Consider the following 17,439-nt stretch of genomic DNA (forward strand, 5'->3'; position numbering starts at 1 on the left):
AATGAATAAAAATGTAAAAATTGCAATTATTTTAGTAACTTCATTATTTTTCTTATGGGGTGTTAGCTATGGACTTGTTGATGTTATGAATAAAAACTTTCAAAATCATCTAGGCATTACTCAACAAAATAGTGGCTATTTGCAAATGGCTTATTTTGGGGCGTATTTTGTGATGGCACTACCTGCTGGCTGGATTGCTTCAAGATTTTCTTATAAGGTTGGGATTATTACAGGACTAGCACTTTATGCGATTGGTTGCTTACTAATAATTCCTGCAACTAATATGGCTAGTTTTTCTATGTTTTTATTTGCATTTTTCGTTCTTGCGTGCGGGCTTGGAGCACTTGAGACTAATGCAAATCCTTATATGACAAAGCTAGGAGATGAGAAAAACGCTTCATTTAGAATTAATGCAGCTCAAAGCTTTAATGGTTTTGGACAATTTGTTGGACCTATTATTGGTGGAAGTTTATTCTTATCAATCACTCATAGTGGCGAAAATGCAACTGATACAGAAAAAGAACAAGCATTACTTGAAAATATGTTTAATGTGCAAATGGTTTATGTAGGAATTGCTTTAGTAGTGTTTTTAATCTTACTTGCATTTGTGTTTAATAAAATTCCAGAAGGTAGCGAAGTAAGTGAAGAAGTAGAGTTTAAAGACAACTCAAAATCAATTGATGTATTTAAACATAGGCATTTTAACTTAGGCGTATTAGCTCAATTTTTATATGTTGCAGCTCAAGTTGGAGCAGGAGCGTTTTTTATAAATTACGCAGTAGAACATACAGCAAGTTTAGGAGAAAAAGCTTTAAGCGATGAAAAATCAGCATATTTTTTCTCAGCTGCACTTGTTGCGTTTATGATAGGAAGAATTGTTACAACTCCACTTATGAAAAAATTTAAAGGTGAGAGTATTTTGGGGCTTTATTCATTAATAAATGTTGCATTGTGCTTTTATTTATATATTGCTGATGGAATGATTAGTGTTTATGCTTTAATTTTAGTATTTTTCTTTATGAGCATTAGTTTTCCTACTATTTTTGCCGTTGCTACAAAGGATTTGCCATTAAATCAAGTAAAACTTGGTGGCTCTATTTTAGTAATGAGTATTTGTGGTGGTGCAATAATGCCTACAATTATGGGTTCAATAAATGATAGTTATGGCACAGGTGCGGGATTTTTAGCTTTAGCTCCTTGCTTTTTATATGTAGCATTATATAGCTTTTTATGGACTAAAAAGTCATGAAAATAATTGATACACATTTTCATATATGGGATAAAAATGATATTAGTTGGGTGCAAAACGCCCCAACTAGATTGCAAAGAGATTTTTCTTTTGATGAATATTTAGATGAGTTTAGCAAAAGTGATTTTTTAGGTGGAGTTTATGTAGAAATAAATGCAAATAATCCTAGCCAAGAGAGTGCAAAAATGCTTAGCTTTAAACATAAAAAATTACTTGCTTTATGCCTTGCTACGATAGGTGGTGCTAGTTTTAGAGAAGTTTTACATACAAAGCCAAGTGGATATTGCTTAGGCAGTGAGTTTAAAAAGACTATTAATTTAGTAAATGCAAATGATTTAATGTTTGAAATTTGTATAAATGAAGATGAGCTAAGTAATTTTAGCAAAATTGCAAAGGAATTTAAATCAGGAATTATCTTTAATCATTTTGCAAATATTAAGGATTTTAGTGGCGAAGATAGTTTAAGGCAAATTGCTAAAAAAGAAAATATTTATATGAAATTATCTTGTCAAGATGATTTTATTTTAGGTAAGGATTATTCAAAATTACTTGATATGGCATTTAATATTTTTGGAGAAAGTAGAATTTGTTTTGGCTCAAACTATCCTGTAAGTGAGTTAAAACCAAATGAATGGATTAGAATAATTGAAAATCATTTTAAAAGTGATGATTTAAAAGAAAAGATTTTTTATTTAAATGCAAAAGAAATTTATAAAATAAAGGAGATTTAAAATGCAAAGATTTGGGCAAATTATAAAAGTTATTCCGGAAAAATTAGCTGAATACGAAAGACTTCACGCAAATCCTATGGAAGGTGTAAATGAGATGATAAAGGCTTGCAATATTCGTAATTATTCAATTTATAATTTTGGCGAATATCTATTCGCTTATTTTGAGTATGTAGGGAGTGATTACGAAGCTGATATGGCAAAAATGGCAGCTGATGAGAATACTCGTAAGTGGTGGGCTTGTACAGACCCTTGCCAAATATCGCTTGGCTATGCAGGTCAAAAATGGCTTAATATGAAAGAAGTTTATCATTTAGATTAGACTTTTCATATTAAGTTTAAAATAATTCTTATTTAACTAAATTAAATAAGAATTAAAAATATTTATATAAAGAAAAGTTCTTTAGCATTATCTTGTAATATAATTTTAGCTTTATCATTAGTAACTTTTAAAAAATCATCTAAAGCTTTTTGATAATTTATTTTGCTTTCGTAATTTGTATGCGGCCAATCACTTCCATAAACAAAGCGTTTTATATCAAAAATATCGCTTAATTTATCAAATACATCTTTACTAAACGCTAAATCTTCATCTAATCTATAAAACCCACTTACTTTAAAGTTAATATCTAAATTTTTATAATTATTAAACTCATCTAATAATTTAAAAGTATCTTTATTAGGTCTTGCAAGATGATCAATCATAATTTTTACATTATATTTGGCTAAATCATCAATGATAAATAATAATTTATCTAATTCTTTATGTAATTCTATGTGAAGATTAAATTCTTTAATATACTCTAAAGCTTCTTTATAATCATCAAAATTAGGCTTATCTTTTCCTATTAGATTAAGCCTTAATCCACAGACATTTTTTTCTTTTAAATCACTAATATTATTAGGGTCAATTACCACAATTCCCCTTAAATTAGAATGCTCTTTTAAAGCTTGTAATAAATATGAATTATTAAAACCTAAAAAACTAGGCTGAACTAAAACTCCATAAGAAAAATTAAATTCCTTTAAATTAGCCAAATATTGTTCGCAACTTGCATCATAATTTGGCACATATCTAACTACATTAGCCGAACTTATATTTGCTCTAAAAATGTGAGCGTGAGTATCTATATACATAAGCTTTCCTTAAAAAATATTCATAACAATAATTCCAGCAATTAATGCTGCTATAAAACCTATAGGAATTGCTCTTACAAGTAAGCCTTTAAATAAACTATCCTTATGCTCGTTTGCAATCGCTCCTAAAACCAATGAACCTCCAGAGCTAAATGGAGAAATAGCACTAGCTTGTGCTCCAATTACTATGCAAGTAAATAGCACAACTTCACTAAAACCACTTGCATTGCTTAATGTAGGCACAAGTGGGAAAAGTGCAGGAGTAACCACTCCTAAAGTGCTAGAAAATAGCGACATAATAGCTGCAATTATCATCATCATAATAGGGACAATTATTTTTGGCACATTACTTTCTACAAAGCCTGATAATTGATTAATCACGCCTGCTTTAGTAGCAATGCTAACAAGTATCCCAACTCCGCAAATCATAATCAAAGTTCCCCAAGGAATAAGTGCTATAACTTGCTTTTCATCCCCTAATTTTAAAAGCAATGATATAGCTACAAAAACAATAGCTATTAATCCTATATCTATTTTAGAATTTATAAAAGTTATAGTTTTTTCATTGGGAAATGCAATGTGTAATAAAGGAAAAGCTAATACAAAAACCATCATAAGCGCCATTAAAATTAGTGTGGTTTTTTGTTTATCATTAAAAGTAATTTTTTCGCTTAATAATTCTATTTTTATATTAGATTTTTTTGCTTTAAATACAAAAAGACTAATTACAAAAATAGGCAAAATAAAAGTAAATAAAAATATCACAAAAGCATTAGAAAATGCAATATCAGGATTTATACTTGATTTTTCCATAAGAGAGCGAAATATTATTCCACTTTGAGAAGTTGGGAAATTTGCCCCGCCTAAAGCACCATAATTAATAGCCATAGCTCCACCAACTCTATCAAGACCTGTTTTTTCGCAGAGTAAAAAAGTAATTGGAGCCATAAAAGCTAAAACACTATAAAATCCAGCACCCATTGCAGCAATTAAAGCCGATACTAAAAATATAGCATAAGGTAAAAAATACGGATAATTTTCAAATTTTTTAATCAAAAATGCAGCTAGTTTTTCTAATGTCCCATTAACACTTGCAAAATTATAAAATAACGAAACCGCAAAAATAACAAAAAATATAGAAACAGGCCAATAAGAAATAATTTCTTTAGGCTTTAAATCCATAAAAAACGCACCAATAATATAGGCAAATATAATTGCAAAAAATCCTATATTTAAACGAGTTTTATAGCCAATTAGAATTGATAAAACAATGGCTAAGATAATAAAACTTGTAAGCATATTAATCCTTTAATTAAAAATCTTTTTTTAAATTCTTTTTTAAATTCCAAATAATTTATGTAAAATAACATTAATTTGATTAACGAAGAAAAAAGGAGAAATAATATGAATAATTATGAATTATTTTATAATGAAGCTAAGAATATGTTTAAAGATAGGATATTTAATGACTATCTTAGATGTTTTGCTTATGGAATTGATGCGTCTTGTTATAAATATGTCCCTAAGATAGTAGTAATAGCAAGAAATGAGAGCGAAATACAAGAAATAATTAGACTAGCAAATAAATATAAAACTCCATTAAACTTTAGAGCAGCAGGAACTAGCTTAAGCGGTCAAAGCTCAACGGATAGTGTTTTAGTAGTAATTAAGTTTGCATTCAAAAAAATCGCTATAAATGATGATGCTAGCGAGATTAGTTTAGGTTGTGGTGTTGTTGGAGTTAATGCTAATTTATCATTAGCTAAATTAAGTAAAAAAATTGGCCCAGACCCTGCTACGATTAATTCAGCTTTAATTGGTGGTATTGTTGCTAATAACTCAAGTGGTATGTGCTGTGGAACTAAGGATAATTCTTATAAAACTTTAAATAGTATTAGAGTGATATTAAATGATGGAACTATCCTAGATACTAAAGATAAAGCAAATGTGGAAGAATTTAAAAGAACTCACGCTAATTTAATTAATGAAATTAGAGCTATTAAAGAAGAGATTAAAAATGATAGCGAATTATATGAATTAATTAAACGCAAATTTAAAATCAAAAACACAACAGGCTATGCTATAAATTCTTTCATTGATTATGATGATGAAATAGATATTTTAGCTCATTTATTTGTAGGTAGCGAAGGGACTTTAGGTTTTGTTAGTGAAGCAAGACTTAAAACTATTGATGATTTACCTTATAAAGCCTGTGCTTTATTGTTTTTTAATGATATTAGCGACGCTGCAAATACTATTAGTGAATTTGCAAAATATGATTTTATAAATTCAGCTGAAATTATGGATTATGCTAGTTTAAAAGCTGCTAGTAGTTATGATGAATTAAAAGATTTATTAAGTGATATAAAAGACAATAATACCTGTGTATTAATTCAAACTGAAAGCGATAATGAAGAAGTTTTAAATGCAAATATAGTTAAAATTAAAGAGCTTTCAAGTAAAACTTTTAAATCATATTATTCTAAAGAAAAAAGCGAATATGATTTATGGTGGAAGATTAGAAAAGCGCTTTTACCAATAGCAGCTAGTAAAAGACCTGTTGGAGCTACTGTTATTACTGAAGATGTGTGTTTTGAGATAAAAGATTTAGCAAATGGTATTAGTGCTATTCAAGATTTATTTAAAGAATTTAATTTTGAAGGTATTATTTTTGGTCACGCATTAGCTGGAAATATTCACTTTATCATTACTCCTAATTTAAATGATAAAACCGAATTTGAAAATTTTGCAAAATTAGTAGAAAAAATGTCAAGTGTAGTAGCTAGTTTTGGTGGAAGTATTAAAGCAGAGCATGGCACAGGAAGAATGGTTGCACCTTTTGTTGAGATTGAGTGGGGTAAAAAAGCTTATGCTATAAACTGCAAGATAAAAGATATTCTTGATAAAGATAATATATTTAATCCTGATGTAATTATTACAAAAGATAAAGATATTTATAAGAAAAATATCAAAAACCAAAGCCCTGTTGATGAAGCTTTAAATTTATGTATGGAATGTGGATTTTGCGAGAGATTTTGTCCATCAAATGAAATCAGCCTAAGCCCTAGACAAAGAATTGCAGTGCTTAAAGAGATGAAGAGTTTAGAAGAATTAAACGACGAAGATAGCAAGAAAAAATTAAAAGATATGAAAAAGCTTTATAATTTTTATGTAGATACTACCTGTGCTGCTTGTGGGGTTTGTTCTATGGTATGTCCTTTAGGTATTAATTTTGCTGATTTTAGCTTAAAATATAGAAAAGCAAATCAAGGAGCTATTTCAAGAATTATCGGTAATTTTGCTTATAATCACCACGAAACTACTTTAGCTCTAGCAAAAACTTCTTTAAAAATTGCTAATAAATTTGATAATTACAAATTAAATAATTTACTAGCTACATTTAATTTACCACAAAGTAGAAATTACTTGCCTAGAGCAAATGATTATAAGTATTCAACAAATACTCAAGAAGAAAATGTTATATATTTTACAAGTTGTTTAAATAAAGCATTTAAGCCTAATGCAAAAATGAGTGATAAAAGAAGCATTCAAGAAGTATTTGAAAGTCTATGTAAAAAGGCAGGAATTGGAATAATCTACGCTCCAAATGATTTATGCTGTGGAAAGGCTTATGAGAATTATGAAAATATTCAAATTGCTAATGAAGCAAAATTAAATGAGTATTTATCTAATCAAAATTGCAGCGTTGTGATTGATCATTCTGCCTGTTCGGCTAAGGTAGTTAAAAATCATAAAGGTAAAGTTTATGATTTGAGTGAATATTTATACAAAGTAATTGCTCCAAGATTAAAAATCACAAAAGTAAATGAGCCAATAGGCTTATATATTATGTGTGCTGCTAGAAAAATGCATATAGAAGATAGCATAATGAGTTTAGCTAAATTATGTGCTGATGAAATAGTAATTGATAATGATACATACTGCTGTGGATTTGCTGGATATAAAGGCTTTTTAACTCCTAAGCTAAATATAAGTGCTACAAATAATTTTAAGAAATTTTATTCAAGCACTAATGTTAAAAGAGGCTTTAGTTCATCTAGCACTTGCGAAGTAGGACTTAGCGATGCTACTAATATGTCTTGGCAACATATTGCTTATTTATTAGACGAATGCAGTAATTAATCATTGAAAGAATTTGAAAATTAATTTTCAAATTCTTTAATCTTGTGTTATTAAAAGTAATACAAGCTTTAATATTTTTATTTTTTTCTATCTTTTTATCAATATATCTAGTATCCTAAAAACATAAGTTAATAAAGGAGTAAAATGAAAACTTATGTTTCTAAATTAGTATTAAAAGATACTATAGGTATTGGTGTTTTAGTTGTTAAAGAAGAGCTCTTTAGTAGAGTAGAATTATTTTTAGAAAAAGATTATCAAAAGAGCATAAAAGAATTAGCAAATATTTATGGTTTTAGTGAAGACGCAATTGATTTAAGAGATAAGATTATTTTTCCATCGGCTATTGATTCTCAAGTGCATTCTCGTTCTCAAGCAAATAATGAAGATTTTGAACTAGCAAGCAAACAAGCAAGTGCAGGTGGTGTTAGTGTAATGGTAGAAATGCCTTATGATGCAGGATTACTTATATCAAACGCAAATAATTTTAATAAAAAATTAAAAGATGGCTTAGAAAATTCTTATGTTGATTTTGCTCTTTATGCAACCATAAATCCAGAAGATGGTATAAAAAATATTGAAGAATTAATAAAATTAGGTGCTTGTGGCTTTAAATTATCTTTATTCGGAACAGACCCTGTTAGATTTCCTAGAATACCACCATATTTAATGTATGAAGTTATGCTTGAATGTGCAAAATATGATGTAATGGTAGGAGTGCATAATGAAGACCATGAAAGTGTTATTTATCTAACTGAAAAAATAAAACAAGAAAGAACAGACTATAAAGCACATAATTTATCTCGCCCTGAGTGGGTTGAAAATATAGCTGTAAATACTATATATGAATTAGGAGCTAGTGCAAGAGCAAAAGCTCATGTTGTTCATGCTTCTAATAAAAGAGCTTTAGAAATTGCTAATAATTATAAAAAAGATGGATATAAAGCTAGTGTTGAATGCTGTTTGCATTATTTAATTTGCTCTGAAGAAGATGAGGTTAGAAGATTAAATGGTATTGCTAAAATCAACCCACCAATAAGAGATTTAGCCAACAAAGAAGCTATATGGGAATGTTTAAAAAATGGCTTAGTTGATGTAGTTTCAACAGACCATGTAAGATGGAGTAAAGATAGAAAAAGTAATGAGAATATATTTTTAAATTCTAGTGGAGCTGCCGGTCTTGAAGTGTTATTACCTTTATTTTTAAGTGAATGTAAAAAAAGAAATGTAGATTTAAGTTTAGCTTCTAAATTACTATCAACTAATCCAGCGAAATTGTTTAAATTGCCAAATAAAGGAGAATTAAAAGCTGGAAATGATGCTGATTTTGTTATTTTAAGCGAAGATACTTATAAGTATTATGCAAAAGATGGTTTTAGTAATCTTGATTATAGTTTGTATGAAGGCTATGAAATGCTTTATAAAATAAATGAACACTATGTTAGGGGTAATAAAGTATTTGATGGTAAAAATGTATATAAATTTAATGCAAAATTTATAAATCCTAACGAGAATTGATATGAAAATACTTGCAGATGATATTAAATTTCATATAAATAATTTAGCAAAAATTACAGAAACAAATCGTCCTTTTACTAGATTGGTATTTACTAATACTTATGAAGAAGGTAGAAAATATATTAAAAATCATTTTTTAAATTTAGGACTTAATGTTATATATGATGATTTTGCCAATATGTTGGCTATTAAAAATGGCAAAAGTAATGAATGTATTATAATAGGTTCTCATAGCGATACCGTTGCTAGTGGTGGTAGATTTGATGGAGTTTTAGGTGTTGTATCTGCTATGGTAATTGCTACAGCTTTAAAAGATATACAATTAGATAAAACTTTAATTTTTTGTGATTATTTAGGAGAAGAGCCTAATTATTTTGGTTTATCTTGCGTAGGTTCTAGGGGAATGTCTGGTAATTTGAGTAAAGAACAACTTGATATTAAAGTTAATGATACTAAATTATCAGATATGATAATCAAATCAGGTGGTAATAAATCATTTAGAACTTTTAATGAATTAGGAATAGGTAAGCTTATTGAAAGTTATGAATTGCATATTGAACAAGGAAATATGTTAGAGAGTTTAAATACTAAGATTGGTATTGTAAATAAAATTGTAGGTATTTCAAGATTTAATGTGGAATTTAAAGGTTTAAGTAATCACGCAGGAACAACAGCTATGCATTTAAGAAAAGATGCTTTATTAAATTCTTCAAAATTTATCGTATGGTTAAATGATAAAGCTATTGAGTATTCTAAACAAGCTTATACGGTAGCAACCGTTGGGGCGTGTAGTATAATGCCTAATGCTGCTAATGTTATTTCTAATAGTGTAAAAATAAGTATAGATTTAAGAAGTGAAGATGATTTAATAAGAATAAAATTTATTAAAGAGATTGAAGAAAAGCTAAAAGATTTAGACGCTAATTATAAATTAGTATCAGATTCTAATGCTACTCCTGCTGATGATTTAATTATTAAGAATTTAAAACAAACAGCAGATGAGCTACAAGTAAGTAATATTATTATGCCAAGTGGGGCAGGGCATGATAGTGCTTTTATGGCTAAGATAGCTTCTATGGGTATGATTTTTATACCTAGCAAAAATGGTTTATCTCATCATCCTGATGAAGAAAGCTCGTTTGAAGATGCAGCTATTGGCACTCAAATTATTTTAAATAACATATTAAGGAGTGGTTATGAAAAATAGAACAAGAACCGTTATAGCAGCTTCTATGGGTAATGCTTTAGAATGGTATGATTTTTCTTTATTCGCATTTTTTGCAGTGTATATTAGTGCTAATTTTTTTCCAAAAGAAGCAGACCCAATTACTAATATGATTAATACTTTTTTATTATTTGGGGTTGGTTTTATAGCAAGACCTATTGGTGCTATATTATGTGGTTATATAGGTGATAAATATGGTAGGAAAAAGTCTTTATTGCTAACTATTTCAACAATGGCTATAGGAATAATTATTATAGTATTAACTCCAAAATTTCAAGATATAGGATATTTAGCTCCTATTATGCTTTTAGTAGCAAGATTATTTCAAGGATTTAGTGCAGGTGGAGAAATCGGTGGAGCAACTAGTTATTTATTAGAAAATGCTGATAAAAAGCAAAGATTATTATATGCTTCATTTTTGCAATCAACCATTGGAATTGCTAATATATTATCTGCATTAGCTGGAGTTATTATTACTACTATATTTACTACTCAAGATATTTATGATGGTGCTTGGAAATATGCTTTTGCTTTCGGGCTTTTGATTATTCCTGTTGGTGTATATATTCGTAATAAATCTAATGAAAGTGCAGTTTTTATTGAGCAACAAAAAGAGAACAAAAACAAAGCACCTTTAAAAGATTTATTAAAAGATTATAAAGGTAGAATTTTTACAGGTATGCTCTTTAGCACATTATGGACTGCTGGAGTTTATAGTTTAATTATTTTTATGCCTACTTTTTATCATAAATTCTTAGGCTATGATATGCAATTAGGCTATACGGCTAGTTTTTTAGGAAATATATTTTTGACATTAGGGTGTTTTTTTGCAGTGTTTATAGCACATAAAATTGGTCTTATAAAATCTCTTATGATTTCTATTGGGCTTTTATCTTTTATGCCATTTTTGGCTTTATATGTTTTATTAGGTAGTAGTAATGCTTTTTTATTATTTGCTATTCATATAATTTTATGTTTATTAATTAGCTTTTTTGTTGGATTAGCACCTGCTATTATGAGTTTATTATTTCCTGCTCATGTAAGAAGTAGTGGTTTGAGTATTTCTTATAATTTAGTTGCAATATTTTTTGCAGGATTTACTCCGGCAATTATTACATATTTAGCAAAATTTAGCTTATTTGCTCCTGCTGCTTGGACTTTATTGTCTTGTATTTTAGCTTTTTGGGGAGTTGTAAGAATGAAAAAATTAGGTCTTGATAATTGGCAAGAGTTTTAATTAAAAAGAATTTGAAAATTAATTTTCAAATTCTTTAATTGTTTTAGACTTGTCTTATTACATCAATTACACTGCCATCGCGATATTCAACGACGGCTACTATTCTTTTATTTGATTTTTCATACTCACAAACTCCGCAAATATCATTTGCAATACTAGCTAATTCTTTTATATCAAGTATTTTTAGCCTTGAGTTTTTTAAGGTTTTTGCTAAAGTTTTATCATTTAGTGCAATTCCGTATTCGCAAACAAGTGCATTAATGCTTTCTCCTGGAGTTGTAATTGAGTTTATTTTTTCTTTAACGATAGCTTTTCTAGTCCTAATTAAATTAGTAGTAATTATTGCTAGTTTTGCTCCTGCAGCAGCGTCGCTATGCCCACCACTTCCGCCCATAATATATCCATTTGAACTAGTCATTACATTGGTATTAAAATTAGTATCAACTTCAGTTGCTCCTAAAACAACGCAATCAAGTCTATTTACTATAGGAGAGCTTGTGTGAATGTTTGCATACAAACTTGAGCTAACTTCGTAATGATTAGGATTAGTTTGCAATGATTTTAAAGCTTCTAAATCAAAACCTTGAACATCAAAAATATTATTAAAATACCCTTCATTATATAAACTAACTAAATATGCAGTTATTCCGCCCATAATAAATGAGCCTTTGATATTTTTTTCTTTCATAATTTCTTTTACATAATGAGCACTTGCAAGGCTTATCCCACCAGCTCCTGTTTGAAATGAAAAACCATCTTTTAAAAGCCCACTTTCATCTATTAAATTAGCCGTTGTTTTAGCAATTTTTAGCTGAATTGGGTCTTTTGTAATATCAGTTGTGCCTGATTTAATACCATTTGGATCACCTATCTCATCAACCATTAAAACATAATCAATCTTATCTTGAGTAATACTAGGATTGCTTAATGGATAAGGATATATAGTATCACTTACTGCAACGCTAACTTTAGCAAAGTCTGCATCAGGCATAGCATAACCGATTGAACCAAAGGCATTTTTACCCATAGTGCCGTTTATATTCCCTGCGTTATCAGTTGCACTTGCTGCAATAAATGCTACATCAATTTCTAAATCCCCAGCATAAATTGCTCTAGCACGACCGCCGTGGGTTCTAAAAATAGCTACTTTTTTAAATTCTCCACGAGAAATAGCATTTGCGACTTTTCCTGTGCAATAGTTTGTATCTATTTGAGTTATTATTCCTTTTTTTGCATATTCTACTAAAAAATCATGAGTTGGAAAAATTGCACTAATTGCTAGTTTTAAATCATTTATGCCTAGCTCTTCACAAGCTTGTAAGATAATTCCTACTACTTTATCCCCATTTCTTAGATGATGATGAAATGATATTGTATCTCCACTTTTTAAGCCTGTTTTTTTGATTAATTCTTTTACATTTGTATAGACTTTATTATCAGTTGGGTTTGATAATTTTATATGTTTTTTAAATGCTTTTTCTTTAGGTTTTAAGCTAAATGCTCCGTTAAAAGCAATTACTTCTCCATAATCTTTAATATAATCAATATTCATAGAATTTCCTTTAAAATCTTTTTAGCACGACTAACAATAGGCGCATCAATCATTTTGCCATTTAGTGAAATTACTCCACTTTTTTTAAGTTCGGCTTCTTTTATAGCGTTTAGGACTTGATTAGCCCAGATTATTTCTTTTTCGCTAGGTTTAAAGCAATTATGAATAATATCAATATGCCTTGGGCTAATTACTAATTTGCCATCAAATCCTAGATTTTTAATATAAGTTGTATCGGCTATTAATCCATTTTCATCATTTATATTTGTATATGGAGTATCTATTGCATCTATTTTTGCAGCCTTACATACATTTAATAAATAATTTCTAGCAAAATCAATCTCAACTCCACTCTCACTTCTTCTTGCACCAATTTCGCTCGTATAATCTTCTGCACCAAAGCAAATAGCACTAACGCCATTTAAAAATGCTAATTCTTTAGCATTTAATAAGCCAAGTGGAGTTTCTATTAAAAGTAAAATTTCAATTTTTGGATTTAAATTCTTAGTGTATTTGATAAGTTCTTTAATCTCTTCTACATTTTCAGCTTTTGGGATTAATATGCTATTAATTTTAGTTTTTGATAGTGCTAAAATATCGTTTTTTGCATACTCTAAATTAATCCTAACTATTTTTTCACATTCATAATTTAGCATAGTTAAGGCATTGCAAACTAGATTTAAGGCACTATCTTTTTGCATAGGACTTACTGCATCTTCTAAGTCAAATATAATAGCATCAGCTCCAAATAATCCTGCGTTTTGAATATTTCCTGCATTATTTCCTGGTATAAATAGCAATGTTCTTCTCATTTTTCTAACCTTTCTAATGCTGTTTTTAGCCTTGCTAAGATACAAAAATCTAAAGCACCTTTATCATTTATCTCTATTAAAACATTTGTATTTTTGTGTTCTTTACAATAATTTTGAATTAAGTTCTTAATATGTTTTGCATAAGGATTTTCTTCTTCATTTATAAATACGATTTGAAATTCCTTATGTTTTTGAATATTAATTAAACAATCATTTGATTCAATAGTTCCAACGCTAATCATCTTAAACTCCAAATTGTGCAAATAAAAATGTAGCAGCTATAACCGTGCAAGCCCCACCAATTCTAGTTGAAATCTGTGCAAATGGCATAAGCTCCATTCTATTACAAGAGCCTAGAATTGCAACATCTCCTGTGCCACCAAGTCCTGAATGACAAACCATAACGCAAGAGCATTCAATCTCAAACATATTTAAAAACTTTGCACAAAAATACCCAGTAAGTGCCATAGTAGTAACTACGCTAAAGCAAATTATTATAAAAGCAATATTAATTGCAGCAATTACATCTTTCCAAGGTGTCCAAATAACTCCAACACCTACTAAAAGAGCCCAAGTTAGGTTTTTGCTTACAAATTGATATATGAAATTAGCTCCGTATTCTAGGCTTTTTGGCATTATGTTTAAAACTTTTGTAATAGCAGCCATAATAATCATAATAATTGGAGCAGGAATTGAAATTATCATATTTAATAATTTTCCTATTAAAAAATAGCATACCGCAACGAGCAAACCAGCACCCATTAATTTAATATCAAAAGGCAAGGTATCGTTATTTAAAGAATTGATATTTTCTTCTTTAGTTTTTACTAAAAGCCCGTTTCCACTTAAATGTGGCTTTTTTAGAGCTAGATTTTTTAAATATCCTGCATAAGCAATTGCAAATAGGTTTCCAAGCATTGCAGCAGGTGCTAGAAGTGCTATTATATTTGATGAATTGGCATTGCCTAAAATTTCTGAATAAGCAACACTTAGTGGGATAATTCCCTCTCCAACTCCGCCGCTTAAAATAGGAATTGCTATATAAAATACAGCGTGAGCTCCGCCTATACTAGTAATTGAACCTATTAAATATGCCACTATAATAGCTAAAAAAGTTCCTATAAATAAAGGTATAAACATTTTTAAAAACCCTGCAATTAAAATTGCTCGTTTCATACTTAATATGCTTCCAACTACTAAAACGCTTATATAAAGATATAAGAAATTAGATTGTTTTATAAAAAATGTTATAGCATCTATTGAGTTTTGATTTAATAAACCATAATAAACCATACAAGATGGAACAAAAATGCTTAATATAGCTGGTCCGCCAATATTTTTTAAAATAGGCACTTTCATACCAATTTCGCCAAGCAGTATTCCTAAAATCATAGTAATAGCAAGTCCGCCTACCATATCTTTAGGAAGTTTTCCAAAATAGCAAGTGAAAAATACAATAAGTGCAAATACACAAAATGCGTATAAATTTACACCACCTATTTGTCTTTCTTTCATAAAAACTCCTTTAAAAATAATTTGAGTTTTCATTTTAAGAAGAATTAAGATTTTGTAAATTTAAGTAATTTAAAAAAGCTTTTAAATAATTAAAATAAGCAAATTAGTTTAATTTATAATATATTTGTGGTCTTCCTTTGGCTTTATATTCTAGTTTTGAAGTAATGTAATTAATTTGTTCTAAATAAGTTAGATATTTTCTAAGAGATATTTTAGAAATATTTGTTAGTTTTTCTAATTCATTGACATTGAACCAAGTATTAAATTCTTTTATTTTATCTTTTATAAGAGCTAAAGAATTTTTATCAATTCCTTTTGGTAATTCATCAATTTGTTTATAAAGAGCTTTATCAATATTTTCTTGATTGATTTTGCTATTTAGTAGATTTCTTCTTAACTTATATTGATTTAGCGAGCTTTCAAGCCTATTTTGTTTAAATGGTTTTAGAATATAATCAATTACTCCTAGATTCAAGCTTTTTTGTAAGCTTAAGCTATCATTTCTAGCAGAAATTACAATAATATCAATCTTACTAAACTCACTTTTAATTCTTCTAATAAGCTCAATTCCATCAGTATTTGGCAAGGTTAAATCAAGCAATATTAAATCTATTTCATTACTTAGCAAATAATTTATAGCATCATCTACTTTAGTAAAACAAGCTAGTAATTTAAACTCACTTACTGATAAAAGAATGTTTTTATTAATATCTTGCACCATCAAATCATCTTCAACTATTATTGTCTTAATCATTATTAATCCTTAAAATTACACTAAAAGAGCTTCCATTTTTTAATTTACTAACACTTATTGTTCCATCATAATTAGCAACAATTTTAGCACATAAATAAAGTCCATATCCTCTAAATTCACCCTTAGTAGAATAGCCTTTAGTAAATAAGTTTTCTTTATTTTGAATGCCGCAGCCATTGTCTTTGCATTGAATTTTTAGGTAGTTTTTATTATTTTTTATAAATATTTCTATATTTTTATTTTCTGTATTGCTTAATGCGTCTATTGAATTATTTATTAAATTTGAAAGAATGCTAATAATATCATTTTGTAAATTACTATCATTTAAATTATCTAAAAATGATTTTTTATTAAGATTTATATTGATTTTTAATTCTTTTGCAAAAGCGAATTTGCTTTCGCAAAAAGCTAGGATTACTTTATCATTGATATTACATAATAATTTATTTAAATTCTCTTTATTTTTTAAAATCAATTCATCACAATAATTTTTTGCTTCATTTATATTATTGTTTTCTAATAAGGCATTTATTATGTGAAGTTTGTTTGAGAATTCGTGATGATTTGCTCTTAGGGCTTCGGCGTATTTTTTGATATCTATTAGCTCATTTGCTAATTTTTTAACTTCTTTTATATCTTTAAAAGACGCTACAACTCCTGCTATATTATTATCTATAAAGTATGGAATTCTATTTGTTAAAATTGTGATTTCGTTTAATATTTGCTCTTGATTTAATTCAGCTATTTTTGTATTTAATACTTTTTGCATATTTGAATGCGGGATAATATTGGCATTTTTTCCTATTAAGTCATTATCTACTAAGGCTAGTTTAAAAATATCTTTAGCTTTATCATTTATTAAAGTAATGGTGTTTTTATCATCTACTGCAATTATCCCATCATTTAAGGATTGCAAGATAGCGTTTTGTCTTGCAACTAAACTAGCTATTTGTTTTGGTTCATAACCTAATAATATGTTTTTTATATTTTTATTTAGTATTTTTGCTAGTATTAAAATGATTATTATAAAAATAATTATCAAAACAAAATTATATTTATTTTCTTCTAAAATTATTTGATTTAGATAATCTACGAATACTCCAACTATTACAGCACCTATAATTTGATTATCTTTATAAATTGGGCTAAAGCTTCTAATTGAGCGTTTTAAAGAACCTTTTGCTATTGAGATATAATGTCCTTGTCCGTTTAAAACTTGTTTAGCGTCCCCACCTTCTACTAAAGTGCCTATTAAATCTTTATTAGGGTGGGTTAGTCGCTTTTGGTTTTTATCTATTATTACTATGAAATCAAGATTTAATTCTTTACTTAATTTGTTTATATCTTCATTTAAATTAGGATTATTTATATCAATATTTTTTGCTAGAGTTTTTGATATTGCTTCTATTTTATGAGTAATTTCGTTTTCAATTAATTTTTTGCTTTGTATAAAAATAAAAACAGAAGTAATGCTTAAAACTATAAAAGAAATTAAAAAAAATGTTAAAGTAATTTTTGTAAATAATCTCATTTAAAATTCCTAATAGTTTTTTGGATACATTATATTAAAAT

At 28.1% G+C, this 17,439-nt stretch carries 15 protein-coding genes; 7 read left to right on the plus strand and 8 right to left on the minus strand.

What is annotated here, in order from left to right:
• Window position 1: 1 nt before the first annotated feature.
• Genes fucP through AVBRAN9331_RS03645 form a run of 3 tightly spaced genes read left to right on the plus strand, consistent with a single transcriptional unit; the run spans window position 2 to window position 2,299 of the window.
• Complete coding sequence (gene fucP, locus AVBRAN9331_RS03635) at window positions 2-1,249, plus strand: L-fucose:H+ symporter permease (protein ID WP_336612418.1); 1,248 nt, start codon at window positions 2-4, stop codon at window positions 1,247-1,249.
• Window positions 1,246-1,980 (plus strand): amidohydrolase family protein, encoded by a 735-nt coding sequence (locus tag AVBRAN9331_RS03640; protein WP_336612419.1) that lies wholly within the window; start codon window positions 1,246-1,248, stop codon window positions 1,978-1,980. The genes fucP and AVBRAN9331_RS03640 overlap by 4 nt, the downstream gene beginning before the upstream one ends.
• A gap of 1 nt (window position 1,981) precedes the next feature.
• Complete coding sequence (locus AVBRAN9331_RS03645; RefSeq protein WP_214118470.1) at window positions 1,982-2,299, plus strand: L-rhamnose mutarotase; 318 nt, start codon at window positions 1,982-1,984, stop codon at window positions 2,297-2,299.
• A 62-nt stretch (window positions 2,300-2,361) separates the two neighbouring features.
• On the opposite strand, the gene AVBRAN9331_RS03650 is transcribed toward AVBRAN9331_RS03645, so the two are convergent.
• Entirely contained in the window at window positions 2,362-3,114 is a 753-nt protein-coding gene (locus AVBRAN9331_RS03650; protein ID WP_336612420.1) for an amidohydrolase family protein, read from the minus strand.
• Between the two features lie 9 nt (window positions 3,115-3,123).
• Window positions 3,124-4,413 (minus strand): SLC13 family permease, encoded by a 1,290-nt coding sequence (locus AVBRAN9331_RS03655; protein ID WP_214120165.1) that lies wholly within the window; start codon window positions 4,411-4,413, stop codon window positions 3,124-3,126.
• A gap of 105 nt (window positions 4,414-4,518) precedes the next feature.
• Between AVBRAN9331_RS03655 and AVBRAN9331_RS03660 the strand changes: the two genes are divergently transcribed.
• The 4 genes from AVBRAN9331_RS03660 to AVBRAN9331_RS03675 all read left to right on the plus strand — a co-directional run bounded on the left by AVBRAN9331_RS03660 (window position 4,519) and on the right by AVBRAN9331_RS03675 (window position 11,234).
• Window positions 4,519-7,257 carry an FAD-binding and (Fe-S)-binding domain-containing protein gene (locus AVBRAN9331_RS03660; RefSeq protein WP_214120166.1) on the plus strand — a complete coding sequence of 913 codons (2,739 nt, stop codon included), beginning with the start codon at window positions 4,519-4,521 and terminating at the stop codon, window positions 7,255-7,257.
• 144 nt (window positions 7,258-7,401) lie between these two features.
• Entirely contained in the window at window positions 7,402-8,772 is a 1,371-nt protein-coding gene (locus AVBRAN9331_RS03665; protein WP_214120167.1) for a dihydroorotase, read from the plus strand.
• Between the two features lies 1 nt (window position 8,773).
• Window positions 8,774-9,979 carry a hydantoinase/carbamoylase family amidase gene (locus AVBRAN9331_RS03670; RefSeq protein WP_336612421.1) on the plus strand — a complete coding sequence of 402 codons (1,206 nt, stop codon included), beginning with the start codon at window positions 8,774-8,776 and terminating at the stop codon, window positions 9,977-9,979.
• The gene (locus tag AVBRAN9331_RS03675) at window positions 9,969-11,234 is read left to right on the plus strand and encodes an MFS transporter (RefSeq protein WP_214118458.1); all 1,266 of its coding nucleotides are present in this window, start codon (window positions 9,969-9,971) and stop codon (window positions 11,232-11,234) included. The genes AVBRAN9331_RS03670 and AVBRAN9331_RS03675 overlap by 11 nt, the downstream gene beginning before the upstream one ends.
• Window positions 11,235-11,277: 43 nt before the next feature.
• Here AVBRAN9331_RS03675 and citF read toward each other — a convergent pair whose 3' ends face one another.
• The 6 genes from citF to AVBRAN9331_RS03705 all read right to left on the minus strand — a co-directional run bounded on the left by citF (window position 11,278) and on the right by AVBRAN9331_RS03705 (window position 17,398).
• Complete coding sequence (gene citF, locus AVBRAN9331_RS03680) at window positions 11,278-12,786, minus strand: citrate lyase subunit alpha (protein ID WP_336612422.1); 1,509 nt, start codon at window positions 12,784-12,786, stop codon at window positions 11,278-11,280.
• A complete protein-coding gene (locus AVBRAN9331_RS03685; RefSeq protein WP_214118455.1) occupies window positions 12,783-13,598 on the minus strand; it encodes an HpcH/HpaI aldolase/citrate lyase family protein in 816 nt (271 codons plus the stop codon). Before AVBRAN9331_RS03685 ends, citF begins: the two co-directional genes overlap by 4 nt.
• Complete coding sequence (locus AVBRAN9331_RS03690) at window positions 13,595-13,840, minus strand: hypothetical protein (RefSeq protein ID WP_214118452.1); 246 nt, start codon at window positions 13,838-13,840, stop codon at window positions 13,595-13,597. The genes AVBRAN9331_RS03685 and AVBRAN9331_RS03690 overlap by 4 nt, the downstream gene beginning before the upstream one ends.
• Window position 13,841: 1 nt before the next feature.
• Window positions 13,842-15,113: a 2-hydroxycarboxylate transporter family protein gene (locus AVBRAN9331_RS03695; RefSeq protein WP_214118450.1), complete on the minus strand. Its 1,272-nt coding sequence runs from the start codon at window positions 15,111-15,113 to the stop codon at window positions 13,842-13,844.
• 103 nt (window positions 15,114-15,216) lie between these two features.
• Window positions 15,217-15,867, minus strand: a complete 651-nt coding sequence (locus AVBRAN9331_RS03700) for a response regulator (protein WP_214118448.1) — start codon at window positions 15,865-15,867, stop codon at window positions 15,217-15,219.
• Complete coding sequence (locus AVBRAN9331_RS03705; RefSeq protein WP_336612423.1) at window positions 15,860-17,398, minus strand: sensor histidine kinase; 1,539 nt, start codon at window positions 17,396-17,398, stop codon at window positions 15,860-15,862. Before AVBRAN9331_RS03705 ends, AVBRAN9331_RS03700 begins: the two co-directional genes overlap by 8 nt.
• Between the last annotated feature and the right edge of the window lie 41 nt (window positions 17,399-17,439).

It is taken from the genome of Campylobacter sp. RM9331 (genome assembly GCF_020137685.1).
Lineage (GTDB): Bacteria > Campylobacterota > Campylobacteria > Campylobacterales > Campylobacteraceae > Campylobacter_E.

Bases quoted from the DNA above. Each gene is read 5' to 3' on its own strand.
- AVBRAN9331_RS03670 (WP_336612421.1), top strand. From the start codon at position 8,774: ATGAAAATACTTGCAGATGATATTAAATTTCATATAAATAATTTAGCA.
- AVBRAN9331_RS03695 (WP_214118450.1), bottom strand. From the start codon at position 15,113: ATGAAAGAAAGACAAATAGGTGGTGTAAATTTATACGCATTTTGTGTA.
- AVBRAN9331_RS03640 (WP_336612419.1), top strand. From the start codon at position 1,246: ATGAAAATAATTGATACACATTTTCATATATGGGATAAAAATGATATT.
- AVBRAN9331_RS03650 (WP_336612420.1), bottom strand. From the start codon at position 3,114: ATGTATATAGATACTCACGCTCACATTTTTAGAGCAAATATAAGTTCG.
- fucP (WP_336612418.1), top strand. From the start codon at position 2: ATGAATAAAAATGTAAAAATTGCAATTATTTTAGTAACTTCATTATTT.
- AVBRAN9331_RS03655 (WP_214120165.1), bottom strand. From the start codon at position 4,413: ATGCTTACAAGTTTTATTATCTTAGCCATTGTTTTATCAATTCTAATT.
- AVBRAN9331_RS03675 (WP_214118458.1), top strand. From the start codon at position 9,969: ATGAAAAATAGAACAAGAACCGTTATAGCAGCTTCTATGGGTAATGCT.
- AVBRAN9331_RS03660 (WP_214120166.1), top strand. From the start codon at position 4,519: ATGAATAATTATGAATTATTTTATAATGAAGCTAAGAATATGTTTAAA.
- AVBRAN9331_RS03690 (WP_214118452.1), bottom strand. From the start codon at position 13,840: ATGATTAGCGTTGGAACTATTGAATCAAATGATTGTTTAATTAATATT.
- AVBRAN9331_RS03700 (WP_214118448.1), bottom strand. From the start codon at position 15,867: ATGATTAAGACAATAATAGTTGAAGATGATTTGATGGTGCAAGATATT.
- AVBRAN9331_RS03665 (WP_214120167.1), top strand. From the start codon at position 7,402: ATGAAAACTTATGTTTCTAAATTAGTATTAAAAGATACTATAGGTATT.
- AVBRAN9331_RS03705 (WP_336612423.1), bottom strand. From the start codon at position 17,398: ATGAGATTATTTACAAAAATTACTTTAACATTTTTTTTAATTTCTTTT.
- AVBRAN9331_RS03685 (WP_214118455.1), bottom strand. From the start codon at position 13,598: ATGAGAAGAACATTGCTATTTATACCAGGAAATAATGCAGGAAATATT.
- citF (WP_336612422.1), bottom strand. From the start codon at position 12,786: ATGAATATTGATTATATTAAAGATTATGGAGAAGTAATTGCTTTTAAC.
- AVBRAN9331_RS03645 (WP_214118470.1), top strand. From the start codon at position 1,982: ATGCAAAGATTTGGGCAAATTATAAAAGTTATTCCGGAAAAATTAGCT.